Below are 24,586 nucleotides of genomic sequence, written 5' to 3'. Positions count from 1 at the left end.
GAGCTCGGCGCGGACGGCGCCGCGGTCGAGGGGCGGGGGGGGGCCCGGGGCCCCCCCCCCCCCCCCCCCCCCCCCCCCCCCCCCCCCCCCCCCCTCCGGTCCTCCCCGCCCTCAGTCGGCCCGGCCCTCCGGCCGCCGCGCCTGGCGCAGGATCGCCGCCGCCGGCCTGGGCCGGCTCGGCGCGCTCGGGGCGGAGAAGCCCGAGCGCTTGTGGCTGCCGTCGCAGAACGGCTTGATGCCGGACTTGCCGCACCGGCACAGCGCCACCGTCGTGCGGCCCGGGTCGATCTCGGCGCCGTCCTGGTCGACCAGCCGGAAGTCGCCGCGCACGATCAGCGGGCCGTCGCGGTAGGGCGTGATGGTGGCGGCGCCCTCGGCGGGCCGGTCGTCGCCGGGCGGGTCCTCGTCGGGCAGGTCGTCCGCGGGCAGGGCTGAGCTCACCCCGACAGCGTGCCCCGCCTCCGGGTGCGGCACACCCGGGCGCGGCCGTATGTCAGGTGCCGTACACACGCGTACGCTCGACCGCGTGCCGGGCTCGGTCCCCCTCGACGGTCAGGCGCCCTTCGGCGTCGTGGTGCTGGCTGCCTCCGCCGGCGGCGTCCGGGCGCTGCGCACCGTCCTCGGCGGCCTGCCGCGCGACTTCCCCGTCCCCGTGCTCGTGGTCCAGCACCGCGCGGCGGGGACGACCGACCTGCTGGTGCCGCTGCTGCGCGCCGTCACGGACCTCCCGGTCCGCGCGGCGGCCGCCGGTCCGCTCCGGGCCGGCGTGTCGGTGCTCCCGGCCGGCACCACCGGCCTCCTGGAGCCGGGCGGGGACCTGATCCCGGTCGAGCACCCCAACCTGGGCGCGGCCGACCGGCTGATGACCAGCGCCGCCCGCGCGTACGGCCGGCGGGTGCTGGCGGCCGTCCTCACCGGCCGGCTGGACGACGGCGCGGCCGGCGTCCGCGCGGTCCGCCGCGCCGGAGGCCGGGTGCTCGCCCAGGACCCGGCCGACGCCGAGGCGCCGGGGATGCCCAGCGCGGCCCTGGCCACGGGCTGCGTGGAGCACGTCCTGCCGCTGCGGCTGGTCGCCCCGGCGCTGGTCGCCTACGCCATGGCGCCGGGCGCCGCCGAGCTGCTCGCCGTACCGTTGCCGCCGTGGGCGCGGCTGGGCGCCGGCGCCCTGCCCGCCTGACCCCTGAGCCCGCGGAGAGCTCCACCCGGCACCGGGAGGTCCGCCGTGACTCCGCCCGACCACCCCCGCGAGGAGGCCCGCCACGCCCCGCGGCGGAGGGACACGGAGGACCCGCGGCGCAACCTGATCCTGCGGGCCCTGCCCGACGAGGAGTACGAGCGCCTGCGGCCGGCCCTGCGGCCGGTGACGCTGCAGGTCCGCGACCAGCTGTACCGCCGCGACGGCGACATCGACGCGGTCTACTTCCCCGTCGACGGCGTGCTGTCCGTCGTCGCGTCGGTCGACGGCGAGCCGGCCGTCGAGGTGGCCACCGTCGGCTACGAGGGCGTCTCCGGCCTGCCGGTGTTCCTGGGGGCGGCGACCAGCCCGCACGACTGCTTCTGCCAGGTGGCCGGCGACGCGCTGTGCCTCCCCACGGCCGACCTCCGCCGGTTCCTGTCCGACGACGGCGCCCTGCACGACCTGCTGCACCGCTACACGCAGACGATGGTGGTCCAGCTGTCGCAGAACGTCGCCTGCAACCGGCTGCACAGCACCGAGGAGCGCTGCGCCCGCTGGCTGCTGCAGACCCGCGACCGCGTCGGCGCCGACGAGTTCCAGCTCACCCAGGACTTCCTCGGCCAGATGCTCGGCGTGCGCCGGGGCACCGTCTCGCTGGTGGCCGGGCTGCTCCAGCAGGCGGGACTGATCCGGTACTCCCGGGGGCGGATCACGGTGGTCGACCCCGAGCGCCTGCACGAGGCCGCGTGCGAGTGCTACGACGTCGTGCAGGCCGAGAACCGCCGCGTCGGGCTGGTCCCCGAGCCGCCGGACGGCGCCACGACCGGTCACTCCCCCGGCGACTGACCGTAGAAGACCCGCTCGACCACGGCGCGGGCGTGCCGGGTGGTGCGCCGGTAGTCGTCGAGGAACCGGCCCGGGTCGACGTCGGGGCCGTACCCGCTGGCCCGCGCCACGCCGGCCAGCTCCAGCCCGGGCCGGGGCAGCTGGTCGCCGGGCCGGCCGCGGACGAGGAAGACGGCGTTGCGCGCCCGGCTGGCCAGCTCCCACGCGTCGCGCAGCGACCCGGCCTGCTCGACGGTCAGCAGGCCGTTCCCCGACAGCTCGGCCAGCGCCCCGACGGTCGAGGGCACCCGCAACCCGGGGACCGCCGCGGCGTGCTGCAGCTGCAGCAGCTGGACGGTCCACTCGACGTCGGCCAGGCCGCCGCGGCCGAGCTTGGTGTGGGTGGCCGGGTCGGCGCCGCGCGGCAGCCGCTCCCGCTCCACGCGCGCCTTGATCCGGCGGATCTCCGCGACCTGCTCGGGCGACAGCCCGCCCTCCGGGTAGCGCAGGGGGTCGACCAGCTCCAGGAACGCCGCGCCCAGCTCGGGGCTGCCGGCCACCGGCGCCGCGCGCAGCAGCGCCTGCACCTCCCACACCGACACCCAGCGCTCGTAGTACTCGCGGAAGGCGTCCAGGCTGCGCACCAGCGCGCCCTGCCGGCCCTCGGGGCGCAGGTCGGCGTCGACCTCGAAGGCCGGGTCGGGAGCGGGCTCGCCGAGCAGCCGGCGCAGCGTGTGCGCGACCGCGTTGGCCGCCTGGGTCGCCTTCGCCTCCTCCGCTCTGCTGTCCCCCGACCCACCATCCCCGACGGCCCTGGGACGGTGGACGAACAGCACGTCGGCGTCGGAGCCGTAGCCCATCTCGCCGCCGCCGAGCCGGCCCATGCCGATGACGGCGAGCTCCATCGGCACGTCGGCCGGGTCGATCCCCGCCTCGCGCGCCCACGCGCGCACGGCGGCGTCGAGCCCGGCCTGCAGCGTGGCGACGGCGACGTCGGTGAGCGCCTGCCCGACCCGGACGACGTCGAGCAGGCCGAGCAGGTCGGCCGAGGCGATCCGCAGCAGCTCCTGCCGGCGCAGCCCGCGCAGCACGCCGATGCCGGCCTGCGGGTCGGCGGCGCGGGCGACGGCGGCGCGCCAGGCCCCGGCCAGCGACGCGGCGCTCCGCGGCTCGAGCTCGTCGTCGTCGGCGAGGAGGCGCAGCGCCTCGGGGGTGCGGGTGATCAGCGCGGCCACGTACCGGCTCGACCCCAGCAGCCGGGCCAGCCGCTCGGCCACCTGGCCCTCGTCGCGCAGCAGCCGCAGGTACCACTGGTTGCCGCCGAGGGCCTCGCTGACCTGGCGGTAGGCCAGCAGCCCGGCGTCGGGGTCGGCGCAGTCGGCGAGGGTCTGCAGCACCACCGGCAGCAGGTACTTCTGCATCGACGCCGACCGGGACACCCCGCCGGTGAGCGCGCCCATGTGCCGCAGCGCGCCCTGCGGGTCGGCGAAGCCGAGCGCGCGCAGCCAGTCGCCGGCGGCCTTGCTGCCCAGCTGCGCGGCCTCGGCCGGCACCCGGGCCACCGCCGACAGCAGCGGCCGGTAGAAGAGCTTCTCGTGCAGCCGGCGCACCTCACGGGTGTGCAGCGCCATCTCCGCGCGCAGCACGTCGACGGCGGTGCCGCGGGCGTCGGGCTTGTAGCCCAGCGAGCGGGCCAGCCAGCGCAGCTGCTGCTCGTCGGTGGGCAGCAGGTGGGTGCGCCGCAGCCGCAGCAGCTGCAGCCGGTGCTCGACGGTGCGCAGGAAGCGGTAGGAGGCGATGAGGGTGTCGGCGTCGTCGCGGCCGACGTAGCCGCCGGCCCGCAGGGCGTGCAGCGCCGGCAGCGTGCCGCCGACCCGCAGCCGGGCGTCGACCCGGCCGTGCACCAGCTGCAGCAGCTGGACGGCGAACTCGACGTCGCGCAGGCCGCCGCGGCCGAGCTTGATCTCCCGGTCGGCCTGCGCCGGCGGGATGTTGTCCTCCACCCGCCGCCGCATGGCCTGCACCTCGGCGACGAAGCCGGGGCGGTCGCCGGCCTGCCACACCATCGGGAACAGCTCCTCGACGTAGCTGCGGCCGAGGTCCGGGTCGCCGGCCACCGGGCGCATCTTCAGCAGCGCCTGGAACTCCCACGTGCTCGCCCACTGCCGGTAGTAGGCGGTGTGACCGGCCATGGTGCGGACCAGGGCGCCGGCCTTGCCCTCCGGGCGCAGCGCCGCGTCGACCTCCCACGCCGCCTCGTGGCAGATCCGCATGAGCGCCGCGGCCACCCGGGTGGCGCTCTGCAGCGCCGGCGCCTCCGGGTCGGTGGGGTCGACCGGCTCGGCGACGAACACGACGTCGACGTCGCTGACGTAGTTGAGCTCGCGGCCGCCGGTCTTGCCGAGCGCGATGACCGCCAGGCGGCAGGGCGCGGCGGTGTCGGGCTGCTCCGCGACGGCGAGCGCGAGGCCGGCGGTGAGCACCGCGGCGGCGACGTCGGCGAGCTCGGCGGCGACGTCGTCGGCCGACAGGCCCTCCCCCAGGTCGCGCCCGGCCAGGCTGAGCACCGCCCGGCGGTAGGCCAGGCGGAGCGCGGCGACCCGCTGCGGCGAGGCGTCCGGCGCGGCACTGCCGAGCCGGACGCCCCACGGCGGGTCGTCGGGGTCGGCGCCGACGGCGAGCAGCATGTCCCGCTCGAGGGCGTGGGCGGCCGGGCGCACCGGGCCGTGGTCCTCGTCGTCGAGGACCGTCCAGTCGCCGGGGTGGGCGGCGAGGTGGTCGGCGAGCCCGGCGCTGGCGCCGAGCACGGCCAGCAGCCGGCTGCGCAGCGCGGCCGAGCCGCGCAGGCGGGCGAGCAGGGCGGCGGCCGCCCCGCCCGTGTCGTCGGCGGCGTCCAGGGCCTCCACCAGCCGGGCCAGCGAGCGGACGGCGAGGTCGGGGTCGCCGGCGCGGGCCAGCGCGGAGACGACCGGGCCGGCCTCGGGGTCGGCGGGCTCGTTGCGCTCGAGGTCCCACAGCCCCAGGGCCGGGTCGGACAGCAGCAGCGCGGCCCTCTCGCCGTCCTCGAAGCCGAAGCGGGCCAGCCGCACGACCGCGCGGCGGGGCACCTCCCGGGACGTGGTCACCGGCTCAGACCGCGGCGCCGCGACCCGCGCGCACGAGGTCGGCGAAGCGGGCCGCGAACGGCGCCCACACCTCCTCGAGGTCCGGGTGCACCGCGTCGGTCAGCCGGCAGAGCGTCTCGCGGTCGTACGGGCTCGCCGCGACGCCGACGGTGTCCCGGTCGGCCCACTCGCGGACGATCTCCGGCGTCGTCTCGACGTGGAACTGCAGCCCGTAGACGCGCCGGCCCACCCGGAAGGCCTGGTTCGCGTACACGGGGCTGCTCGCCAGCAGGGTGGCGCCGGAGGGCAGCTCGCTGATCTCGTCGTGGTGGAACTGGATGACGTCGGGCGAGAGCGGGAGCGGGCCGAACACCGGGTCCCCGGCCGCGGCGTCCCGCTTGGCCACGAGCGACGCCCCGACCTCCGGACCCTCGATGCCCTCGCGCACCCGCCCGCCGCCGGCCTGCGCCAGCAGCTGGGCGCCCAGGCAGACGGCCAGCGTCGGGGCGTCGTCGGCGAGCGCGCGGGCCAGCAGGTCGCGGACCGGGCCCAGGCCGCTGGTGGCGTCGTCGTCGAGGCTGGACTGCGGGCCGCCGGTGACCAGCAGCCCGTCGAAGCCGGTCAGGTCGGTCGGGACCTCGTCGCCGGCGTCGAGGTGCCGCTCGTCGAGCTCCAGGCCGGTCGCGCGCAGCCAGTCCCCCAGCCGGGCCGGCGGGGCGGTGTCGCTGGGGACGACGACGAGGAGGCGGGCGGGGGTCTCCGGCACGGTGCCGAGGTTAGTGGAAGGACCTCGTCGCCCCCCGCGCCCCGCAGGCTCGGCACGGGCCCCTGCGACGAGGCCGTCCCACACCCTCAGAGGCCGGGGAGGTAGCGCTTGAGCTCGAAGGGCGTCACGTTCTGCCGGTAGGAGTTGAACTCCTCCCACTTGTTGCGCAGGAAGAACTCGAAGACGTGCTCGCCGAGGGTCTCCGCGACCAGCTCGCTGCCCTGCATCGCGGTCAGCGCCTCGCCCAGGGAGACCGGCAGGTCCTCGTAGCCGGCGGCGCGGCGCTCGGTGTCGGTGAGCGACCAGACGTCGTCCTCGGCCTCCGGCGGCAGCTCGTAGCCCTTGTCGATGCCGCGCAGCCCGGCGGCCAGCAGCACCGCGAAGGTCAGGTACGGGTTGCACGCGGAGTCCGGCGAGCGGACCTCGACCCGCGCCGACTGGCCCTTGTTCGGCTTGTAGGAGGGCAGCCGCACCAGCGCCGAGCGGTTCGCCCGGCCCCACGTGGCCGCCGTCGGCGCCTCGGTGCCGGCCAGCAGCCGCCGGTAGGAGTTCACCGTCTGGTTGGTGACGGCGGTGAACTCCCGGGCGTGGGTGAGCAGGCCGGCGATGAACTGGCGCCCGGTGGCCGACAGCCGGATCGGGTCCGAGGGGTCGTGGAAGGCGTTGCGGTCGCCCTCGAACAGCGACACGTGGGTGTGCATCGCCGAGCCGGCCAGGTCGGTGAACGGCTTGGGCATGAACGTCGCGTGCACGCCCTGGGCCAGGGCCACCTCCCGGACGACGTGCCGCAGCGTCATCACGTTGTCGGCCATCGACAGCGCGTCGGCGTAGCGCAGGTCGATCTCCTGCTGGCCGGGCGCGACCTCGTGGTGGCTGAACTCCACCGAGATGCCCATCGCCTCGAGCGCGAAGACCGCCTCGCGGCGGAAGTCGTGCGCCACGTTGTGCGTGGACAGGTCGAAGTAGCCGCCGGTGTCGGCGGGCTCCGGCGGCCGCCCGTCGGTGGGCAGGTCCTTGAGCAGGAAGAACTCGACTTCGGGGTGGGTGTAGAAGGTGAACCCCATGTCGGCGGCCTTCGACAGCGCCCGGCGCAGCACGTGCCGCGGGTCGGCCCACGACGGTGACCCGTCGGGCAGCGTGATGTCGCAGAACATCCGCGCGGTGTCGCTGGGCTGGCCCTTGCTCGCGGGCATCACCTGGAAGGTGCCGGGGTCGGGCTTGGCGAGCATGTCCGACTCGTAGACGCGCGCGAAGCCCTCGATCGCCGAGCCGTCGAAGCCGATCCCCTCGGCGAACGCCGCCTCGATCTCGGCCGGCGCCACGGCGACCGCCTTGAGGTAGCCCGAGACGTCGGTGAACCACAGCCGCACGAAGCGGATGTCGCGTTCCTCCAGGGTGCGCAGGACGAACTCCTGCTGCCGGTCCATGCTGGCCATGATCGGGTCCGCTCGTTTCGTCGCCGTGTCGTCCGTGCACAGCCTGCCCGGTCCGGGTGCCGGGCACACCGGTGGGGCGCGCCCGTGTCAGCGCCCCGGCCCCGGGGTCGGCCGGCGACCTCCTCGCGGGGTCGCCGCGCGGCGGCCGGGCCGGGTGCGGCGCGTCGGCCCGGATCTCGGCCCGTGCGCGCCGGCCGTCCAGCGGGTGGAGGGAGTGCGGAGCAGATCCGGCTCCGCGGGCCGCGACGGTGGTTGGATGGACCCGTCCGTCCGGCGGACCCCGGCCACGGGCGCGACCCGCGCGCCCCGCCCGGACGCCGACGGTGGAGGACGCGATGGACGTCGTTCTCACGATCGCCCTCGTCACGCTCGCGGTCCTGCTGGTCCTGGCGGCCGGCAGCGTCCGGGTGGTGACGCAGTACGAACGCGGGGTGGTGCTCCGGCTGGGGCGGCTGCTCGGCGAGCCCCGGCCGCCCGGCCTGACCCTGATCCGCCCCGGCGTGGACCGGCTGCACAAGGTGAACATGCAGGTGGTCACCCTGCCGGTTCCCGCGCAGGAGGGCATCACCCGGGACAACGTGACGGTCAAGGTCGACGCGGTCGTCTACTACCGGGTGTTCGACCCGGTGCGGGTCGTCGTCGACGTGCAGAACTACCAGGCGGCGATCGCCCAGGTCGCCCAGGCGTCGCTGCGGTCGATCATCGGCAAGAGCGACCTCGACGACCTGCTCTCCAACCGGGAGCGGCTCAACCAGGGCCTGGAGCTGATGCTGGACTCCCCCGCCGTCGACTGGGGCGTGCACGTCGACCGCGTCGACATCAAGGACGTCGCGCTGCCGGAGTCGATGAAGCGGTCGATGTCCCGCCAGGCCGAGGCCGAGCGGGAGCGCCGGTCGCGGGTGATCACCGCCGAGGGCGAGCTGCAGGCCTCGCAGAAGCTCGCGCAGGCCGCCGGGGTGATGGCCGCGCAACCGGCCGCGCTGCAGCTGCGCCTGCTCCAGACGATGGTCGAGGTGGCCGCGGAGAAGAACTCGACGGTCGTCCTGCCGTTCCCGGTGGAGCTGCTGCGCTTCCTGGAGCGGTCCGCTCCGCCCGGCCCCGCCGTTGAGTCCTCTTCTCCCGCGCTGCCCGAGCCGCGGGACCCCCTGGTCGCCGACGCGACCGTCACCGCAGGCCGCTGAGCGACCCGTCCCGCTCCCCCGGGGCGGCCGACGACGCCTACTCCCCGTCGAGTTGCGCCAGGACCTCCTCGGACGGGGCGAACCCCGCCCGTGCAGCAAGCCGCAGCCAGTGACGCGCCGCCTCCAAGTCCGGCGGCTCCCACATGGTCGCGAACATGGCGCCGAGGTTGTGCATCGAGTCCGACCTCCCCGCGGCTGCCGCCTTCTCCCAGTAGCTGCGGGCAGCGACGAGCTGAGGAGGATCGACGCGCGTCGCGAGAAGCACACCGAGGTTGTGCATCGCACCGACGTGCCCCTCTGCGGCCGCCCTCTCGTACCAGCGCACGGCCGCCTCCAGGTCTGGCTTCTCCAGACGATCGGCGAGCAGGACGCCGAGGTTGTGCATGGAATCGGGCTCCCCGGCAGCGGCGGCCTTCTCCCACCAATGGCGCGCCAGGTCGAGGTCGGGAGGTTGCCAGACGTCGTTGAAGAAGAGCCCGAGGTCGTGCATGGCGTGCACGTTGCCGGTTCCGGCTGCGGCCTCGAGCCACCTGCGAGCCCCCGGCAGGTCGGGTGGATCAGAGTCCGCGAGCAACCACGCGAGACGCCACATGGCGAGGCCGTGGCCCATCGCCGCCGCCCTCTCGAACCACCTGCGAGCCGCTACCGGGTCGGGCGGCTGCCACCGCATCTCGAACAAGGCCCCGAGGTTGTATGCAGCGTCGGCACTCCCGGCATCCACCGCGCGCACGTACCAGTCCCGTGCAGACACGAGATCCGGTGGGTCGACGACCTCGGCGAAGAAGACCCCCAGGTTGTGGATCGAAGCGGTGTCTCCAGCCGTCGCCGCCTTCTCCCACCACGCTCGGGCGGCGTCGATGTCCGGAGGCTCCCACAGCCGAGCCAGCAGGTGACCGAGCTCTCGCATGGCCTCCAGGTCGCCGCCTTCCGCCGCCTTCTCCCACAGGGCTCGGGCGGAGACCAGATCAGGTGGATCGTCCTGGGTGACGTGCAGGACCCCGAGTTCGCGCATGGCCCCGAGATGGCCAGCGTCGGCTGCCCACCGGAACCACGTCTTGGCCGCCGACACGTCAGGCGGATGGACGAGGGTGCCGGTGATGAAGCCGACGGCGTAGGCGGCGTTGCCGTCCCCGGCCCTGGCTGCCTCTTCCCAGGTCACCCGCGCAGCGGCCAACTCGTCAGGCGCCGAACGCGCCAAGAGGCCCGCAAGGCTGCGCAGAGCGAGGGGATGTCCGGCAGCGGCCGCCTTCCCGTACCAGGCCCTGGCGCCGGCGTCGTCCCGAGGCGTGATGCGCTCCGCGAGAACACCCAGGTTGTACATGGCGTCGGCATCCGCCGCCTCCGCGGCCTTCTCCAGCCAGCGGCGCGCCGACGGGAAGTCGGGTGGTGCCCAGCGGTCGGACAGAAGGACGCCGAGGTCGTGCATGGCCTCGACGCTTCCGTGCGCCGCTGCACGCTCGAGCCAGGTGCGGGCGGCGGGTAGATCACGAGGGAAGAACTGCCGGGACAGCAGCACGCCGAGGTCACGCATCGCGCCCGTGTCCCCCATGACAGCGGCCCGCTCGTACCAGCCACGCGCTCGCATGAGGTCGGGCGGTCTGACGGCCTGGGAGAGGAACAGGCCCAAGCTGTGCGCGAGGGTCGCGAACAGTCCGCCTCCGGACGTGGCGGACGCGCCTTCACCGCGATCGGGTCCCGAGAGCCGGGCTCTGGGCAGATCGTGCTTGAAGAAGGCCTCGGCGAGGACGTCGTCCAGGTCAGGGACCGCGACTCTCACCTGCGCCCACAGCTCCGCAGCTTCCTGGCTGCGCAGGTTCGTCATGATGTAGAAGCCCATGACGACACCGAGGATGTTGCGCAGACCTTCGTCACTTGCCGAGCCTGCCCAGAGGATCTCCATCGCGATCCTGGCGATGGTTCCCCGCGTCCGGTCGGGATCCTCACGCACCGATTCCCATATCCCGAAGTAGTCGACGGCCTTGAGCCGTCCACCGTCGCCGGGCAAGTTGCTGTAGCCATCCAGCCAGCCGACATCCGCTGAGAGCATCAGCACCCCCAGCTGCCCGAGGACCTGCTCCCCCTCCTCCGTAGGCGTCGGAGGTTCTTGTCCTCGTGAGCGCCGCATGAGCTGCACCACGTCGTCCAGCTCGGCCAGTTCGGGCGCTCCATCGGGATGCAGGGCCCGCACGACCTCGACCCTGCGAGCCGCGGCCGGCGGATGCGACATCAGGCCGGCTGCCTCACCCAGCCGGAGATGACCCTCGTGACCGCTTCCAGCGCGCCACCCGTAGGCGCTCTCCATCACTTCGAAGACCAGTGTCGCGCCCAGCTCCACGGCCAGGGGATGGTCGGAGGCCAGCGGCCGTACGAGGTCGGCGCCGACGACATCGGCCTCCAGCTCCCTCTCCCACGAGTGCAGGTCGACGCCGCCGCTGATCTCGTCACTGATGTCGACGTCGGCGAGATCGCGGTCCAGGTGACCGCAGACGACGTGAGCGAGCTCGTGGGCGATGAGGAAGTCGATCGCCTGCTGCGCGAGCACGTTGACGAACTCGCCGCGCCGGGCCCTCAAGAACCTGGGGCCGACGGTCTCCGGTGGCGGACGTCGCGCCAGTCCACCGGCGACGAGGTCCCTGATCAGTTCCGCGGCCTCCTCCGGCGACAGAACCGGTGGCCCAGCCGGCTCGGTGTCGTAGGGCATGGCCGCCCCGATCACCCACGCGATCTTGTAGATCGCGAAGAGCAGTTCTTCTCCGAGGAGGATGACGGCGCCGTGCGCGGTCGCCACCGTCTCGGGGGCGAAGACGTCAGTGGCGGGACCGACGGTCACCTCCCTGCCACTTCGCCGCGAGGAGGCTTTCACCATCTCGATCGCCCGCGCCGTGTAGAGCTGGTGGAGCTGACGCAGCATCGCGGGATCATGCCGCGGAGCCACTCCCGACGCCTTCAGGATCTCCCAGTAGTCGTCGTCGATCGCGGACACGCCCGTCAACCTCCCCGGCCGGGGCAGCGCGGCACCACGTGGACCGATCGGACCGCGCCCACCGCCTCTCCCCCGACGCGGAGTTCACCGTCGGCGACCTCGACCGGCCCGCACCGTGCGATGCCGTCTTCGGACACGGCGATGACGATCGTCTGCCCCTGGCCCGCGGTCAGGACCTGACCGAATGCGACGTACATTCCCGCCGAGAACACGAGGGCAGCAGCGACGACGCCCAACCAGCGGGACACCGTGAGCCTGGTCGCCGCGCTCTTGCCATTTTGGATGAGGTAGGCGGCGAATGTGTCACCACTCCAGTCCTCCCACAGCTTCGCCGTTCCTTGAGCAGCGAGTGAGCCGATCACGATACCGGTGGCCCCCACCAGGCCGGCGAGGCCGACAACGATCAGGACTGCGATTCTCTCGCCTTCACCGAGATCCGCGAGGGCTCGCGGCCCGGTCACGAGCGTCACTCCCCCGAACAGACCGAGGACGGCAGTCAGGGTGCCGACCCATGTCCCGGCAGACGTCCTGATCCGGACGAGGGAGTTGGCTGCGTGGTCCATCGCGGCCTTGTCCCATTCGGCCTGATCGAGGGGCGGTGGGAGAGGTCGGCTCATGACCGCAGTTCATCTCGCAACTGAGGCCCATTCCGAAGGTGCGATGACGGTGGATTGACCGCATCCCTGCGTGACACCTTCGGGGCGGCCGGAGTGCCTGCCGGTGCAATTGCAGGCAACGGATATGGGCTGCTTGGGAAGGAATCCGAAAGCACTCCGCCGGTAGAGGGCGATGTCGTCTCCACACGTCGGACATCGGCCCGCGGCAAGCCATCCTATGCGGACGTCGCCGATCTTCCACGGCTCCCAGGCGAATTTCATGATCCCTTGACGGAAATCGGGATCCGGCGTCTCGTCATAGGGCAGACTCATGGACGGCCTCCACCAGCGAACGTCGTCCCGATGGTTCCCAAGGGCACGTGAGGCTGTCAATGAACACCGCTCTGCCGATCGGTCCTGTCCCAGCCCACGCATCCCTCGTGGCAGTCCGCCCCACGGCGAGACGAGGATGGTGGCGTGAGCGATGAGCAGCGAACGCAGTTGCGGGTGGGTCTGGCCCAAGTCGACACGCGGGTCGGCGACCTGGAGGGCAACGCCGCGCTCGTCGTCGAATGGGCGCGCAGGGCCGCCGACGACGGCGCGCACCTCGTCGTCTTCCCCGAGATGACGCTCACCGGCTACCCCGCCGAGGACCTCGTGCTGCGCGAGTCCTTCGCCCGCGCCAGCGAGCAGGCGCTCACCGGCCTCGCCGCCACGCTGGACCAGGAGGGGCTGGGCGGGCTCGCCGTCGTCGTCGGGTACCTGGCGCACACCGAGGGCCCGGCCTCGATCGACACCCCGCCGAGCGACGAGGAGACCCTCGACGACGAGCGGCCCGGCGACGCCAACCCCCGCCGCATCCAGCCCCGCAACGCCGCCGCGCTGCTGCACGGCGGGCGGGTCGTGGTCCGCTACGCCAAGCGGCACCTGCCCAACTACGGCGTCTTCGACGAGGCCCGCTACTTCGTGCCGGGCACCGAGCTGCCGGTGGTGCGGCTGCACGGCGCCGACGTCGCGCTGACCGTCTGCGAGGACCTCTGGGTCGAGGGCGGGCCGTGCGGCGTGGCCGGGCGGGCCGGTGTCGACCTCGTCGTCTCGCCCAACGCCTCCCCCTACGAGCGGGCCAAGGACGACCTGCGGCTGCCGCTGGTCCGCCGCCGCGCCGCCGAGGCGAACGCGCCGATCGTCTACTGCAACCAGGTCGGCGGGCAGGACGAGCTGGTCTTCGACGGCGACTCGCTGGCCGTCTCCGCCGACGGCGAGCTGCTCGCCCGCGCGCCGCAGTTCGTCGAGCACCTGCTCTGCGTCGACCTGGCCCTCGACCCGGCCCGGGTGCCCGAGCGGCGGGAGGGCCGGATCGGGCCGATGACGGTCACCCGCACCGTCGTCTCCGAGGACCCCGTGCCGGCGTTCGAGCCGCGGCCGGGGTCGGTGGCCGAGCCGCTGGGCGACTGCGAGGAGGTCTGGCGGGCGCTGGTGCTGGGCCTGCGCGACTTCATCGACAAGAACGGCTTCCCGTCGGTGGTGCTCGGCCTGTCCGGCGGCATCGACTCGGCCCTGGTGGCCGCGCTGTCGGTGGACGCGCTCGGCGCCGACCGGGTGCACGGCGTCGCGCTGCCGTCGCGGTGGTCCACGGAGCACTCGATCTCCGACGCCGAGGACAGCGCCCGGCGGCTGGGCCTGCACTTCTCCACCGTGCCGATCGCGCCGGTGGTCGACGCGTTCGAGTCGCAGGTCGAGCTGTCGGGGACGGCGGCGGAGAACCTGCAGGCGCGCATCCGCGGCACGCTGCTCATGGGGCTGTCCAACCAGCACGGCCACCTGCTGCTGGCCACCAGCAACAAGAGCGAGGTCGCCGTCGGCTACTCGACGCTCTACGGCGACGCCGCCGGCGGGTTCGCCCCGATCAAGGACGTGCCCAAGACCCTGGTGTGGGAGCTGGCCCGCTGGCGCAACGCGCACGCCCGCGACCGCGGCGAGACCGAGCCGATCCCGCAGAACTCGATCGACAAGCCGCCGTCGGCGGAGCTGGCACCCGGGCAGAAGGACAGCGACTCGCTGCCCTCCTACGAGGAGCTCGACGCCGTCATCGCCGACTACGTCGACCGCGACCTCGGGATGGCCGAGCTGCTCGAGCGCGGCCACGACCCGGAGGTCGTGGCGCGGGTGCTGCGGCTGGTCGACGTCGCGGAGTTCAAGCGCCGGCAGTCCGCGCCCGGCACGAAGATCAGCCTCAAGGCGTTCGGCCGCGACCGGCGGCTGCCCATCACCAACCGCTGGCGGGAGAGCCTGCCCAGCGTCCGCGAAGGAGCCCAGGCGTGACCGAGTCGGTGCTGTACGGCGGGACGTCGACCGCGCGGGTGCGCATCCACCACCTGCAGCAGGCCAAGGAGCGCGGTGAGAGGTGGGCGATGCTCACCGCCTACGACACCTACAGCGCGCAGGTGTTCGAGGAGGCCGGCATCCCGGTGATGCTGGTCGGCGACTCGGCCGGCAACGTCGTGCTCGGCCACTCCTCGACCGTGCCGGTCACCGTCGAGGACCTGCTGCTGATGACCAAGGCGGTCACCCGCTCGACCAAGCGGTCGCTGATCGTGGCCGACCTGCCGTTCGGGTCCTACGAGGCCTCGCCGCAGCAGGCGTTCGCCACCTCCGTCCGGATGATGAAGGAGGGCGGCGCGCAGGCGGTCAAGCTCGAGGGCGGGGTGCGGGTGGCGCCGCAGATCCGGATGCTGAACGAGAACGGGATCCCGGTGATGGCGCACGTCGGCTTCACGCCGCAGAGCGAGCACGCCCTCGGCGGGTTCCGGGTGCAGGGCCGCGGCGCCGGCGCCGAGCAGCTGCTGGCCGACGCGCACGCCGTGCAGGAGGCCGGCGCGTTCGCCGTCGTCCTGGAGATGGTGCCCGCGGCGATCGCCGCCCAGGTGACCAAGGAGCTGTCCATCCCGACGGTCGGCATCGGCGCCGGGCCCGACTGCGACGCCCAGGTGCTGGTCTGGCCGGACATGGCCGGGCTCAACGGCGGCCGGGTGCCGAAGTTCGTGAAGAAGTACGCCGACCTGCGCGCCGAGCTGCTGCGCGCGGCCCGCGAGTACGCCGACGAGGTGCACAGCGGCGTCTTCCCCGGCCCCGAGCACTCCTTCGACTGATCAGGCCCGGCGGCTCCGGGCCGGTCCCCGGGCCCGCGCCAGGAGCAGCCCGTAGCCGACGGCGTTGAGGCCCAGCGCGACGGTGTAGGTGCCCACCTGGACGCCGGCCGAGTGCACGTCCAGGCCGAGCGGGCCGAACAGCACGTGGCCGAGGAAGCCGCCGTCGTAGGGCGGGGCGCCGGCCCGCTCCCGCAGCGCGAGCTCCAGCGTGGTGAGCGGGCAGGGCGCGCCGGCCAGGTTGACCGCCAGGACGGCGAGCGCCACCGGGGCGTGCAGCCACACCAGCCGCGGCCACCGCAGGGCGAGCAGCGCGCCGGTGAGCATGAACAGGACGACGGCCGCGTGCAGGACCGCGACCGCGCTCGCGAGCAGCACGGCCCCATCCTCGCCGCCGTCCGGGCGCGGCGGAACGCCTCCCGGCTGGATCACACCTCATCGGCCCGGGCGTGTGCGCCGAGGCCGGGCTCCGGGCCGGAGGACGCGGCCCCTGCGCACACGCTCGGGGGGTGCGTCGTCCCGGACCTGCCGGCGCCGGCCGGGCGGTGAGCGGGCTCAGACGTCGGTGACGCGGATGCCGGCGTGCGCCTTGTACCGGCGGTTGACCGAGACGAGGTTGATCGTCAGCGCCTCGACCTGCCGGGCGTTGCGCAGCCGGCCGGCGTAGATCCCGCGCATCCCGGGCAGCCGTCCGGCCAGCGCCTGCACCTGGTCGGTGGCCGCCCGGACGTCGCCGACGACCATGACGTCGCCGTCGAGGGTCGGCCTCGACAGGTCCTCGAGCAGCACCGCCGACAGGTGGTGGAACGCGCCGACGACGTGCGAGTCGGGCAGCAGCGCCGCGGCCTGCTGGGTCACGCTGCCCTCCTCGACGTCGAGCACGTAGGCGCCCAGCTCGTCGAAGCCCATCGGCACCACGCAGTCGACGACGACCTTCCCGGCCAGCGGGCGCGCGAGCTCCGCCAGCGTGTCGGCGTGCCCGGCGTAGGGGACGGCGACGATCACCAGGTCGGCGGCGCCGGCGACGTCGAGGTTCGACCCGCCCTGCACCGAGACCTCGCCCCCGCCGGCGGCCGCGGCCCGCTCGGCCACCTGCGCGGCCACCTCGCGGGCGCGGTCGGCGTCCCGGGACCCGAGCAGCACCCGCTGCCCCACGGCGGCCAGCCGGACGGCGAGCCCGCGCCCCTGCGGGCCGGTCCCGCCCAGCACACCGACGACCAGGTCCTCGACGGGACGGCTCTCCGCTGCGGTGGTCACGCTGCCTCCTCCCGGGCACCGGCGGGTCCGGCGCACCGGGCCCGATCATGCCGGGCCGGTCGGGGGCGGCCGGTCAGCAGGGGCCGGTCAGCGGCCCTCCCACTCCCGGTCCTCCTGGTCCAGGCGCTCGTTGCGCTCGGCCACGGACTGCAGCGCGTGCTCGGCCTCCTCGCGCGTGGCGTAGGGCCCGAGGCGGTGCCGCTCGGCGCAGCCGTCCCGGGTCTCCACGGTGTGGTGCTTCAGGCAGTAGAACCACGGTCCCTCGGCCACGTGCGCCTCCTGTCAGCCGGTCCCCGCGTGCTGGGGACACCCGATCACGACTTGCCCGGAAACGGGGCCGCCATGCTCGCCGGGCCCGTCACTCCTCGACCATCACCTGGTCGTGCCGCGCGTAGAAGGCGGTCATCTCCTCCGGGGACGGCCGCAGCCCGGTGCGGCGCATCTCCGCCATCTCGGCGAAGAACGACTCCCGCGCGATCCCCGGCGTGAACAGGATGAGGAAGGACGCCGGCTCGTCGGAGTCGTTGCGGAAGCCGTGCACGCCCCGCTCGTGGGCCAGCGCGAAGTCGCCGGGCCGGCACGGCTGCCAGCGCCCGCCGGCGTAGAGCGTCAGCTCGCCCGAGAGCACGTAGAAGGACTCGGAGAACGTCTGGTGGTAGTGCGGCGCCGCGCCCGGCGACCGCGGGCCGAGCCGGTACTCGACCAGCCCGAACCGGCCGGCGGTGGCCGCGCCCGGCGCGACCATGCGCAGCGCGGCCGAGCCGGCCTCGGTGAGCGGGTGGTCGGCCAGCGGGCGGACGTCGACGAGGCCGGGATCCGGGTGCGACATGCGGGCAGCCTGCCAGCGACGGCCCCGCGCCGCCGCCCCGCGCACCCGGGTGACCGGGAGCCGCGGACCTCCCGCGACGTCGCCCCGTGCGGCATCCTGCGCCGGTGAGCTCCGTCCGGCCGCCCGACCCCGACGCCCCGACGTCGGACGACGTCCTCGGGCCCGGCGGTCCCGAGAACCGGGTCGCCGCGCTGCTGCTCGCCGTCCTGCTCGTCGTCGGCGGCCTCACGGGCCTGGTCAACCTCGCCGTCGACGGCGTCGTCCGCGAGGGCGCCACGGGCGTGACCTACGGCGCCTCGATGGCCGCCTGCGTGCTCGCCGCGGTGCCGCTGATCGTGCGCCGCCGCATCGGGCTGTGGCAGACCTTCGGCCTGGTGCTGCTCGGCGACCTCGTCTATGCCGTCGTCGCGCTGTGCATCGAGGACCCGGTGCGCCACGCGACGCCGCTGGTGCTGCTGTTCCCCTCGGTGGTGGCCGCGTGGTTCCTGCGGCCGTGGATGCTCGGCGTGCACATGGCGGTCACGCCGGTCGCCGTCGCCGTGGCGGTGCAGCACAGCTACGCGAGCACGGCCGGGCTCGCCGTCCAGGTGGCCGTCTCCGCCGGGACGCTCGACCTCGTGGCGGCCGGCGTGCACCTGCTGCGCCGCCGCGAGCGGCGGCTGCTCGCGGCCACCGAGGCGCAGTCGCGGCGCGACCCGCTCACCGGGCTGGCCAACCGCCGGCACCTGGTCGAGGAGGCCTCCCGGATCTGGCGGCAGGCCCGCCGCGAGGGGCTGCGGGTGGCCGCGATGGTCATCGACCTCGACCACTTCAAGCAGGTCAACGACCGGCACGGGCACGCGGCCGGCGACACCGTGCTGCAGGCCGTCGCGGAGGCGCTGGCCCACACCGTGCGGCCCACCGACGTGCTCGCCCGCATCGGCGGGGAGGAGCTGGTGGTCCTCGGCCTGGTCGGCGACCCCGGCGAGGCCGCGCACCTGGCCGAGCGGCTCCGGCTCGCGGTGCGGGCCACCCGGGGGCGGCACGGGCTCGCGGTGACCGCCTCGATCGGCGTCGCGCTGACCCGGCCGGCCGACGGCGAGGACGCCTCCGGCGCGCTGTGGCGGCTGGTCGACCGGGCCGACGCGGCCATGTACCGGGCCAAGCAGGCCGGCCGGGACCGGGTCGCCACCGTCGCGCCCCCGCAGCCGCGGCCCACCCCGGCCGGCGAGCGGCTCGGCCCGCCGACCGTCCCGGGGGCCGCGCGGCCCGGGACGGCACCCACCGGGGCCTGACCTCCCGTTCCACCGGGTGCGGGCGGCGGTTCTCTGCTTCCCTGTCCCCATGACGCTGGTCGTCCCGGACCCGACGCGGACGGTGCCGTTGCCGCGGCGCGAGCAGGCCGACGTCCGCGACCGGTGGCTGACCCAGCGGCTGCTCGACCTGCTGCCCGGCCTGATGGACCGCGCCGGCATCGACCTGTGGCTGGTCGTCGGCCGCGAGGGCGGCGAGGACCCGGTGCTGCCCACCCTGCTGCCGGCCAGCTGGCTGTCGGCCCGGCGGCTGGTCGTCCTGGTCCTGCACCGCAGCGACGACGGCGTCACGCCGGTCGCGGTCTCCCGCTACCCGGTCGGCCAGTTCCTGCCCGGCTGGGTCCCCGGCGACGACGGCGCCGAGGGCGCCGACGACGGGGGCGCCGACGACGGGGGCGACGGCGAGGACGCGCAGTGGGCCGCGGTGCGGCGGATCGTCGCCCAGGCCGCGCCGCGGCGGATCGGCGTCGACGTCTCCGCCGGGTGCCCGCTGGCCGACGGGCTGTCGGTGGCCGAGCACCGGCGGCTCACCGCGGCGCTCGGCGACCTCGCCGGCCGGCTGGTGTCCGCGGAGGACCTCGTCGTCGGCTGGCTGGAGACGCGGCTGCCGGAGGAGGTCGCCGCCCTCGACGCGCTGGCCCGGTACACCGACCGGGTGCTGGCCGAGGTCCTCTCCCCCGCCGTGCTCGTCCCCGGCGTCACCACGGCGGCGGACCTGGCGTGGGAGGTGCACGAGCGCATGGCCGGCCGGGGCGTGCCGCCGTGGTTCCACCCCGGGGTCACCGTGCAGCGGGCCGGCGTGCCGATGCTCCCCGACGGCGGGGTCGAGCTGCCGGCCGTGCCGCAGGACGCCGTCCTGGAGCCCGGCGACCTGGTGACCTGCGACGCCGGGCTGAGCAGCCTGGGCCTGGTCACCGACCTGCAGCGCAGCGCCTACCTGCCGCGCCCCGGGGAGGACGGCCCGCCGGCGGGGCTGCGGCGGGCGTGGGCGGCGGGGCGCCGCGCGCAGGAGCTCACCGCCGCGGCGCTGGTCCCGGGGCGGACCGGCAACGAGGCGCTCGCCGCCGCCCGGGCCGCGATGGCCGCCGAGGGCCTGGAGGCCGACGTCTACTCCCACCCGGTGGGCGTGCACGGGCACGGCGCCGGGCCGGTGATCGGCCGCTGGGACGACCAGCGCGGCGTGCCCGGCGAGGGCGACCGCGTGCTGCACCCGGACACCGTCTTCGCCCTGGAGCTCGCCGTCCGGGTGACGGTCCCCGAGTGGGGCGGCCAGTGCCTGCGGCTGGCGCTCGAGGAGGAGGTCGTCCTCACGTCCGCGGGGGCGTCGGAGCTGGGCACCCCGCAGCGCGCGCTGTGGACCGTCCCGGCGGGCTGAGTCAGCGGCGGGGTGGGTCAGCGGCGGGTGGGTCAGCGGCGGGTCGGTCAGCGGCGGGGCAGCCTCCGGCGCGCCCGCAGCAGCAGCTCGCCCGGGCGCGGCACCGCCCAGGCCGCGCGGCTCAGCGGGCTGGTGGTCAGCGCCTGGTCGGCGTACGCGCCGCGCACCCGGCCGGGTCCCGGGGTGGGGGTGTCGAGGATGTCGGTGCCGTCGTCGGGCCGGTCGGTCGCCTGGGCGCGCGGACCCACCACCGACAGGACGGCGTCGGTGAGCGCGGGGCTGACCTTCTGCCCGGTGAGGAAGCCGAACGCGGCGTCGCCGACCGGCACCTCGCGGCGCGGGTGCACGGCGGTGCGCACCACGGCCTCGGCCACCAGCTCGGGGGCGTACACCGGCGGCGGGGGCTTGGGCATCGCGCCGGTCTTGCTGCGCGAGTGCTCGAAGAACGGCGTCGCGATGCCGGCCGGCAGCACGGTGCTGACCGACACGGGGGAAGCGGCCTCGGCGAGCTCCATGCGCAGCGAGTCGTAGAACAGCCGCAGCGCCGCCTTGCTCGCCGAGTACGCCGCGTGCAGCGGCAGCGCGCGGTGGCTCTCCACCGAGCCGATGCCGACCAGCACGCCCGCGCCACCGCGCTCGAGCACCGGGACGGCGGCCTTCGCGGCCGCCACGTGCCCGAGGTAGTTCACCTCGGTGACCCGGCGGAACTCGGCCATCGTCGTGTCCCGGACGCTGCCGTAGACGCTGACCCCCGGGACGGTGACCCAGGTGTCGGCCCGCCCGAAGCGCGCCTCCACGGCCGCGGCGAGGGCGTCGACCGCGGCGTCGTCGGAGATGTCGGTGGGCACGGACACCGCCTCCGCGCCGTGGCCGGTGAGCTCGTCCACGAGCGTGGCCAGCGCCTCCTCACCGCGGGAGGCGACGACGATGCGGGGAACGCCGCGCCGGGCGAACTCGATCGCCGTCGCCCGCCCGATGCCGCTGGAGGCACCGAGGACGACGACGACCTGCTCGGAGAGCGGCCGGGGGCGGTTCGCCTGCGTCATGCCGCCCCCGTACCCCGCCGGCGCCTACTTCTTACGGGCCTCGGCGGTCTTCCTGTCGCTGGCCTTCCGGACGGCGTCGACCAGCTCGTCCTTGGTCATCGACGAGCGGCCGTGGACGTCGAGCCGCTTGGCGAGGTCCATGAGGTGCTCCTTGGTGGCGTTGGCGTCGACGCCGCCCTCGGTCTCCCGGTCGGTGTCGGCGCCGCCCTCGGCCTGGGCGTCGCTCGGCCCGTTGTGGTCCTTGGGCTCCCAGTGGTCGCCGACCTTCTCGTGGGTGTGCTTGACCGCCGCCCACGCCACCCGGTTGGCCCGCTGCTCGTCGCCGTCGTAGCTCTCGACGGCGGAGTCGTGCGCCTTGGCGAAGGTGCGCTGCGCCTTCTCGTCCGAGCGCTGCAGCGTGCTGGGGATCTCGTCGGCCTTCGCGTCTCCGCTCTTCGTCGTCTTGGGCATGCCGGCGCAGGTACCCGCAGGTGGGGCGGTCAGTCGTCGGGGCCGAGCCAGGTGACGCCGTGCTCCCGGGAGGCCCGCCGGTAGGCCTCGTCGAACGAGCCGCCGGTCGCGCTGGCCTCGGCGAGGGTGCGGAAGAAGCCCTCGAAGCCGGCCGGGGAGGTCGCGCAGAGCAGCCGGCCCTCGCCCGGCACCACCCGCCGGTGGGAGTGCGGGACGCCGTGCGGGAGGAACGCCGTCCCGCCCGGGCCGACGCTGAACTCCCGCTCGCCGCACACGAAGACGTGCTCGCCCTCGATCACGTAGTAGAGCTCGTCGGTGTCCCGGTGCACGTGCCGGGAGGTGTCCAGCAGCGGGGTCTGCTCCTCGAACAGGGTGAAGGCCCCGGCGGTGGTGTCCGCGGACGCGCGGACGACGATCGTCGTCCCCCAGAAGACCAGCCGCTCCCCGCCGTCGTGGTCCCGGGCGAAGGGCGGCGCGGCAGCCTCGGCCATGGCGGGACGCTACGCCGGGAGCCACCCGGCGTCAGCGGTCCGCGGCGTCCCCCGGCCGGTCGACCAGCCAGCGCGACCAGTGGGCCCGCTGCGCCTCGGTCAGGGGCGCCGAGGCGTCGGCGGCGTAGTCGAAGTTGACCAGCACCATCTCCGCGCGCAGGGCCACCTGCCCGTCCTGGGTGAGCTCCTGGCACATGCCGATGGAGCTGCGGCCCAGCCGCGTGATCGACGTCGACACCGTCAGGTGCTCCCCGATCCGGTAGTGCACCTGCCGCAGGTAGTCGACCTCCAGCCGGGCGAGGATGATCCCCCCGCCCGGCGTGGGGTCGACCATGGCCAGCCGGGCGTCCTCGAGCAGGCCGAGGACGCGCGCGTGGTTGACGTGCCCGAAGACGTCGGTGTCCGACCAGCGCAGCTGGACCGGGTGCTCGTGCCGCTCGCTCAGGGCAGGTCCGCCGTCTCCGCCGACTGGCGGTGGGCGCCCTGGGCGTCGTCCGGGTCGGTGTGCACGGTGCGCTCCTCGGACTCGGCGAGGATGATCTCGGCGGCCACCTCCTCCATGCCGCTGCCCTTCATGCCGGCCTCCTCGGGCAGCAGGTCGGCGCGGGTCTCGATGTTGTGCTCGGTGACGTTGGCCAGGGCCTCGGGGCTCGGCTCCTTGTTCGTGGTCACGGGGACCGCCTCAGAAGCGCTGCTGCTCGGTGCCGATGCCCAGCGCCCGGGCGACGTCCTGGACGTTCTCGAACGTCTGGCCCTCGGGCAGCCGGCGCAGGTCGCCGAGCACGCGGTCGGTGGCGTTGGACTCCTGCGCCTTCGCCACGAGCGCGTCCCGGTCGGCCGGCCACACCTCCTTGCCGAGCGCCTCGGCGATCGCGGCGCGGCGCTCGAGGTCGGCCTGGTCGGTGCCGGGGGAGGTCGCGGACTGGTGCGGATCGGTCATCGGGGTCGCCTCCGTCACTGGGGGGTCGGGGTGGAGTCGTCGGTGTAGCGGAGGATCGCCGCGACCGGGATGTCGCCCGGCATGGCGGCCCGCGGCACGACCACGACGCCCGCGGTGCTCGCCACGGCGGCGGCCAGCAGCGCGCGCTCGGCGGGGACCGAGTGCACCTCCTGCACGCCGAGGGCGTCCATGTCGGCCTGGTCGACGCCGAGCTCCAGCGGCGAGGCGCCCACGAGCAGCTTCTCGTCGTCGGCGGGGTCGGCGAGGACGAGCGTCTCCACCTGGGCCTTGCGCAGCGCCTCGACGACGTTCGCCGTCCCGGTGACGGCCAGGCCGTGGGCGCCGGCGGAGCTGATCTTCTCGACGGCGTCGGCCTCGTCCCGCGCCTCGTGCTCTGCGACGAGTTCGGCGGCCTTCTGCTCGACCGGCTCCCGGTCGGCACCGGCGGCCCGGCCGCCCTCGTCGATGGAGACGATCAGGTCCGCCCACAGGTCACTGGCGCGGTCGGTGAGGATCTGGCGGGCGCGCATGTCGCCGGCCAGCAGGACGAAGCGGGGGTGCACCCGGCGCACGACGGAGGCGATGTGCTCGGCGACGTCGTCGGCGTTGTGGACCCACTTGTTCTCGGCGTTGTGCTGGTACCGGTGGTGCGCCCAGCCGCCGCCCTGGAACTTGCGGATCTGGAAGGTGTCGCCCTTCACCGTCTCCTCCTCCTCGACCTGGCCCGGGGTGGAGAAGAGGGTGAGGTCCGCACCGGTGCGGTCGGTGAGGACGACGACGTGCGGGACGCGGCCGGGCAGCGCGCGCAGCACCGGCAGCAGGTCCGGCTGCGGCGACCACTCGGCGAGCTCCTGCCGCGGCGCGTCGGCCAGCTGGGAGTCGAGGACCACGGTGCCGTCGGCGGCGACGACGACCGCGCGGCCGCGGATGGTGCCCGCCTCACCGCCGTCGTTGCCCTCCAACAGCCGGCCGCGCACCGCCTCGACGACGGCCTCCGGCGCGCCCTGCTCGGCGAGCTCCTCGGCGATCGCGCGGACACGGAGGTCGAGCTCGGTGTCGGCGTTCTCGGTGACGTGCGTGACGTCGGCCGTGACGGTGGCGTAGGGACCTGCGGCCTGGAAGACCGGTGCCAGGAAGGACACGTCCATGGGGTGGGGACCACTTCCTCAGTGCTGATCGGGGGCGGTTCGGCGTCCGCTGCGGGGCGCGCTCCGCTCGCCGCCTACCCACCGACCCGACCGCCACACACCGTGTCGGATCGGAAGGGTCCGGGTAGGCGCTGCCCCATGACCGAGCACGACCAGCTGCCGCTGCCCGACTACGACCACCTGCCGGTGGAGGGACTGATCTCGCGCATCCGCACGCTGGACGCGACCGGCCTTTCGACCCTGCTCGACTACGAGAAGGCCCACGCGAACCGGCTGCAGGTCGTCATGGCGATGCAGAACCGCCTGGAGTCGCTCCACGAGGGCGCCCAGCCCTCCGGCGGCGACCCGGCGGCCGCGGCGGCCGACGACCCGGTGCACGCCTCCGCGGGCTCGAAGGTGTCCGAGGCCACGACCGGCCCCGCCGTCAACGCGCCCTCCCACGGCGACCCGACCAACCCCGCCCAGCCCCGCTCCAGCGGCACCCACCGCAAGGGCACCTGACCTCCCTCCGACCCGACGGCGGCCGCGCACCCCACCGGGTGCG

Annotated in this window: 25 protein-coding genes; 8 read left to right on the top strand and 17 right to left on the bottom strand. The window is 74.8% G+C overall.

The window, feature by feature from the left end:
- Positions 1 to 111: 111 nt before the first annotated feature.
- A complete protein-coding gene (locus ACI79Z_RS11760; RefSeq protein ID WP_456902735.1) occupies positions 112 to 441 on the bottom strand; it encodes a CDGSH iron-sulfur domain-containing protein in 330 nt (109 codons plus the stop codon).
- An 85-nt stretch (positions 442 to 526) separates the two neighbouring features.
- Between ACI79Z_RS11760 and ACI79Z_RS11755 the strand changes: the two genes are divergently transcribed.
- Both ACI79Z_RS11755 and ACI79Z_RS11750 read left to right on the top strand, forming a co-directional pair.
- Positions 527 to 1,177 (top strand): chemotaxis protein CheB, encoded by a 651-nt coding sequence (locus ACI79Z_RS11755; protein ID WP_387989087.1) that lies wholly within the window; start codon positions 527 to 529, stop codon positions 1,175 to 1,177.
- Between the two features lie 45 nt (positions 1,178 to 1,222).
- Positions 1,223 to 2,023 carry a Crp/Fnr family transcriptional regulator gene (locus tag ACI79Z_RS11750; protein ID WP_456902734.1) on the top strand — a complete coding sequence of 267 codons (801 nt, stop codon included), beginning with the start codon at positions 1,223 to 1,225 and terminating at the stop codon, positions 2,021 to 2,023.
- Here ACI79Z_RS11750 and ACI79Z_RS11745 read toward each other — a convergent pair.
- The 3 genes from ACI79Z_RS11745 to glnA all read right to left on the bottom strand — a co-directional run bounded on the left by ACI79Z_RS11745 (position 2,005) and on the right by glnA (position 7,299).
- Entirely contained in the window at positions 2,005 to 5,127 is a 3,123-nt protein-coding gene (locus tag ACI79Z_RS11745; protein WP_387989083.1) for a bifunctional [glutamine synthetase] adenylyltransferase/[glutamine synthetase]-adenylyl-L-tyrosine phosphorylase, read from the bottom strand. The two genes, ACI79Z_RS11750 and ACI79Z_RS11745, sit on opposite strands and share 19 nt — an antisense overlap.
- A gap of 4 nt (positions 5,128 to 5,131) precedes the next feature.
- A complete protein-coding gene (locus ACI79Z_RS11740) occupies positions 5,132 to 5,872 on the bottom strand; it encodes a type 1 glutamine amidotransferase (RefSeq protein ID WP_456902733.1) in 741 nt (246 codons plus the stop codon).
- A gap of 86 nt (positions 5,873 to 5,958) precedes the next feature.
- On the bottom strand, positions 5,959 to 7,299 hold the full coding sequence (glnA, locus tag ACI79Z_RS11735) for a type I glutamate--ammonia ligase (RefSeq protein WP_456902732.1): 1,341 nt from the start codon (positions 7,297 to 7,299) through the stop codon (positions 5,959 to 5,961).
- Between the two features lie 344 nt (positions 7,300 to 7,643).
- Here glnA and ACI79Z_RS11730 point away from each other — a divergent pair, with 344 nt between their 5' ends.
- Positions 7,644 to 8,489 carry a slipin family protein gene (locus ACI79Z_RS11730; protein WP_456902731.1) on the top strand — a complete coding sequence of 282 codons (846 nt, stop codon included), beginning with the start codon at positions 7,644 to 7,646 and terminating at the stop codon, positions 8,487 to 8,489.
- Positions 8,490 to 8,526: 37 nt separating this feature from the next.
- On the opposite strand, the gene ACI79Z_RS11725 is transcribed toward ACI79Z_RS11730, so the two are convergent.
- Positions 8,527 to 11,472 carry a sel1 repeat family protein gene (locus ACI79Z_RS11725; RefSeq protein WP_456902730.1) on the bottom strand — a complete coding sequence of 982 codons (2,946 nt, stop codon included), beginning with the start codon at positions 11,470 to 11,472 and terminating at the stop codon, positions 8,527 to 8,529.
- 5 nt (positions 11,473 to 11,477) lie between these two features.
- The gene (locus tag ACI79Z_RS11720) at positions 11,478 to 12,089 is read right to left on the bottom strand and encodes a hypothetical protein (protein WP_456902729.1); all 612 of its coding nucleotides are present in this window, start codon (positions 12,087 to 12,089) and stop codon (positions 11,478 to 11,480) included.
- Positions 12,090 to 12,545: 456 nt separating this feature from the next.
- Between ACI79Z_RS11720 and ACI79Z_RS11715 the strand changes: the two genes are divergently transcribed.
- Together ACI79Z_RS11715 and panB are read left to right on the top strand one after the other, a co-directional pair.
- Entirely contained in the window at positions 12,546 to 14,390 is a 1,845-nt protein-coding gene (locus ACI79Z_RS11715; RefSeq protein ID WP_456902728.1) for an NAD+ synthase, read from the top strand.
- Positions 14,387 to 15,217, top strand: coding sequence for a 3-methyl-2-oxobutanoate hydroxymethyltransferase (gene panB / locus ACI79Z_RS11710; protein WP_456902727.1), 831 nt, complete (start codon positions 14,387 to 14,389; stop codon positions 15,215 to 15,217). The genes ACI79Z_RS11715 and panB overlap by 4 nt, the downstream gene beginning before the upstream one ends.
- Here the strand turns inward: panB and ACI79Z_RS11705 are convergent, their stop codons facing one another.
- From ACI79Z_RS11705 to ACI79Z_RS11690, 4 genes are all read right to left on the bottom strand, one after another.
- Positions 15,218 to 15,592, bottom strand: a complete 375-nt coding sequence (locus ACI79Z_RS11705) for a DUF2784 domain-containing protein (protein ID WP_456902726.1) — start codon at positions 15,590 to 15,592, stop codon at positions 15,218 to 15,220.
- A 177-nt stretch (positions 15,593 to 15,769) separates the two neighbouring features.
- Entirely contained in the window at positions 15,770 to 16,471 is a 702-nt protein-coding gene (gene npdG / locus ACI79Z_RS11700) for an NADPH-dependent F420 reductase (RefSeq protein ID WP_387989060.1), read from the bottom strand.
- A gap of 87 nt (positions 16,472 to 16,558) precedes the next feature.
- Positions 16,559 to 16,741, bottom strand: a complete 183-nt coding sequence (locus ACI79Z_RS11695) for a hypothetical protein (RefSeq protein ID WP_387989058.1) — start codon at positions 16,739 to 16,741, stop codon at positions 16,559 to 16,561.
- Between the two features lie 88 nt (positions 16,742 to 16,829).
- Positions 16,830 to 17,300 (bottom strand): cupin domain-containing protein, encoded by a 471-nt coding sequence (locus tag ACI79Z_RS11690; protein WP_387989056.1) that lies wholly within the window; start codon positions 17,298 to 17,300, stop codon positions 16,830 to 16,832.
- A gap of 104 nt (positions 17,301 to 17,404) precedes the next feature.
- Between ACI79Z_RS11690 and ACI79Z_RS11685 the strand changes: the two genes are divergently transcribed.
- Both ACI79Z_RS11685 and ACI79Z_RS11680 read left to right on the top strand, forming a co-directional pair.
- Positions 17,405 to 18,574 carry a GGDEF domain-containing protein gene (locus ACI79Z_RS11685; protein WP_456902725.1) on the top strand — a complete coding sequence of 390 codons (1,170 nt, stop codon included), beginning with the start codon at positions 17,405 to 17,407 and terminating at the stop codon, positions 18,572 to 18,574.
- Positions 18,575 to 18,623: 49 nt separating this feature from the next.
- Complete coding sequence (locus tag ACI79Z_RS11680) at positions 18,624 to 19,967, top strand: M24 family metallopeptidase (RefSeq protein WP_456902724.1); 1,344 nt, start codon at positions 18,624 to 18,626, stop codon at positions 19,965 to 19,967.
- 47 nt (positions 19,968 to 20,014) lie between these two features.
- Here the strand turns inward: ACI79Z_RS11680 and ACI79Z_RS11675 are convergent, their stop codons facing one another.
- The 7 genes from ACI79Z_RS11675 to ACI79Z_RS11645 are packed head-to-tail and all read right to left on the bottom strand — an operon-like array spanning position 20,015 to position 24,042.
- The gene (locus ACI79Z_RS11675) at positions 20,015 to 21,013 is read right to left on the bottom strand and encodes an SDR family oxidoreductase (protein WP_456902723.1); all 999 of its coding nucleotides are present in this window, start codon (positions 21,011 to 21,013) and stop codon (positions 20,015 to 20,017) included.
- Positions 21,014 to 21,037: 24 nt separating this feature from the next.
- Positions 21,038 to 21,463: a ChaB family protein gene (locus ACI79Z_RS11670; RefSeq protein ID WP_387989048.1), complete on the bottom strand. Its 426-nt coding sequence runs from the start codon at positions 21,461 to 21,463 to the stop codon at positions 21,038 to 21,040.
- 29 nt (positions 21,464 to 21,492) lie between these two features.
- Positions 21,493 to 21,954, bottom strand: coding sequence for a cupin domain-containing protein (locus ACI79Z_RS11665; protein ID WP_387989046.1), 462 nt, complete (start codon positions 21,952 to 21,954; stop codon positions 21,493 to 21,495).
- Between the two features lie 31 nt (positions 21,955 to 21,985).
- Complete coding sequence (locus tag ACI79Z_RS11660; RefSeq protein ID WP_387989355.1) at positions 21,986 to 22,369, bottom strand: acyl-CoA thioesterase; 384 nt, start codon at positions 22,367 to 22,369, stop codon at positions 21,986 to 21,988.
- Positions 22,370 to 22,395: 26 nt separating this feature from the next.
- A complete protein-coding gene (locus ACI79Z_RS11655; protein WP_387989044.1) occupies positions 22,396 to 22,626 on the bottom strand; it encodes a hypothetical protein in 231 nt (76 codons plus the stop codon).
- A 10-nt stretch (positions 22,627 to 22,636) separates the two neighbouring features.
- On the bottom strand, positions 22,637 to 22,894 hold the full coding sequence (locus ACI79Z_RS11650) for a DUF2795 domain-containing protein (RefSeq protein ID WP_387989042.1): 258 nt from the start codon (positions 22,892 to 22,894) through the stop codon (positions 22,637 to 22,639).
- Between the two features lie 14 nt (positions 22,895 to 22,908).
- Positions 22,909 to 24,042, bottom strand: a complete 1,134-nt coding sequence (locus ACI79Z_RS11645; protein WP_387989041.1) for a baeRF2 domain-containing protein — start codon at positions 24,040 to 24,042, stop codon at positions 22,909 to 22,911.
- A gap of 138 nt (positions 24,043 to 24,180) precedes the next feature.
- Here ACI79Z_RS11645 and ACI79Z_RS11640 point away from each other — a divergent pair, with 138 nt between their 5' ends.
- Positions 24,181 to 24,543: a hypothetical protein gene (locus ACI79Z_RS11640; protein ID WP_387989039.1), complete on the top strand. Its 363-nt coding sequence runs from the start codon at positions 24,181 to 24,183 to the stop codon at positions 24,541 to 24,543.
- Positions 24,544 to 24,586 lie beyond the last annotated feature (43 nt).

Source organism: Geodermatophilus sp. SYSU D00663, assembly GCF_054050655.1.
This window is presented reverse-complemented; position numbering and strand designations above follow the sequence as displayed.

What these genes read in the sequence shown, in the direction of transcription:
- glnA (WP_456902732.1), bottom strand. Translation starts at nt 7,299, where the DNA reads ATGGACCGGCAGCAGGAGTTCGTCCTGCGCACCCTGGAGGAACGCGAC.
- ACI79Z_RS11730 (WP_456902731.1), top strand. Translation starts at nt 7,644, where the DNA reads ATGGACGTCGTTCTCACGATCGCCCTCGTCACGCTCGCGGTCCTGCTG.
- ACI79Z_RS11720 (WP_456902729.1), bottom strand. Translation starts at nt 12,089, where the DNA reads ATGAGCCGACCTCTCCCACCGCCCCTCGATCAGGCCGAATGGGACAAG.
- ACI79Z_RS11690 (WP_387989056.1), bottom strand. Translation starts at nt 17,300, where the DNA reads ATGTCGCACCCGGATCCCGGCCTCGTCGACGTCCGCCCGCTGGCCGAC.
- ACI79Z_RS11680 (WP_456902724.1), top strand. Translation starts at nt 18,624, where the DNA reads ATGACGCTGGTCGTCCCGGACCCGACGCGGACGGTGCCGTTGCCGCGG.
- ACI79Z_RS11675 (WP_456902723.1), bottom strand. Translation starts at nt 21,013, where the DNA reads ATGACGCAGGCGAACCGCCCCCGGCCGCTCTCCGAGCAGGTCGTCGTC.
- ACI79Z_RS11670 (WP_387989048.1), bottom strand. Translation starts at nt 21,463, where the DNA reads ATGCCCAAGACGACGAAGAGCGGAGACGCGAAGGCCGACGAGATCCCC.
- ACI79Z_RS11665 (WP_387989046.1), bottom strand. Translation starts at nt 21,954, where the DNA reads ATGGCCGAGGCTGCCGCGCCGCCCTTCGCCCGGGACCACGACGGCGGG.
- ACI79Z_RS11650 (WP_387989042.1), bottom strand. Translation starts at nt 22,894, where the DNA reads ATGACCGATCCGCACCAGTCCGCGACCTCCCCCGGCACCGACCAGGCC.
- ACI79Z_RS11645 (WP_387989041.1), bottom strand. Translation starts at nt 24,042, where the DNA reads ATGGACGTGTCCTTCCTGGCACCGGTCTTCCAGGCCGCAGGTCCCTAC.
- ACI79Z_RS11640 (WP_387989039.1), top strand. Translation starts at nt 24,181, where the DNA reads ATGACCGAGCACGACCAGCTGCCGCTGCCCGACTACGACCACCTGCCG.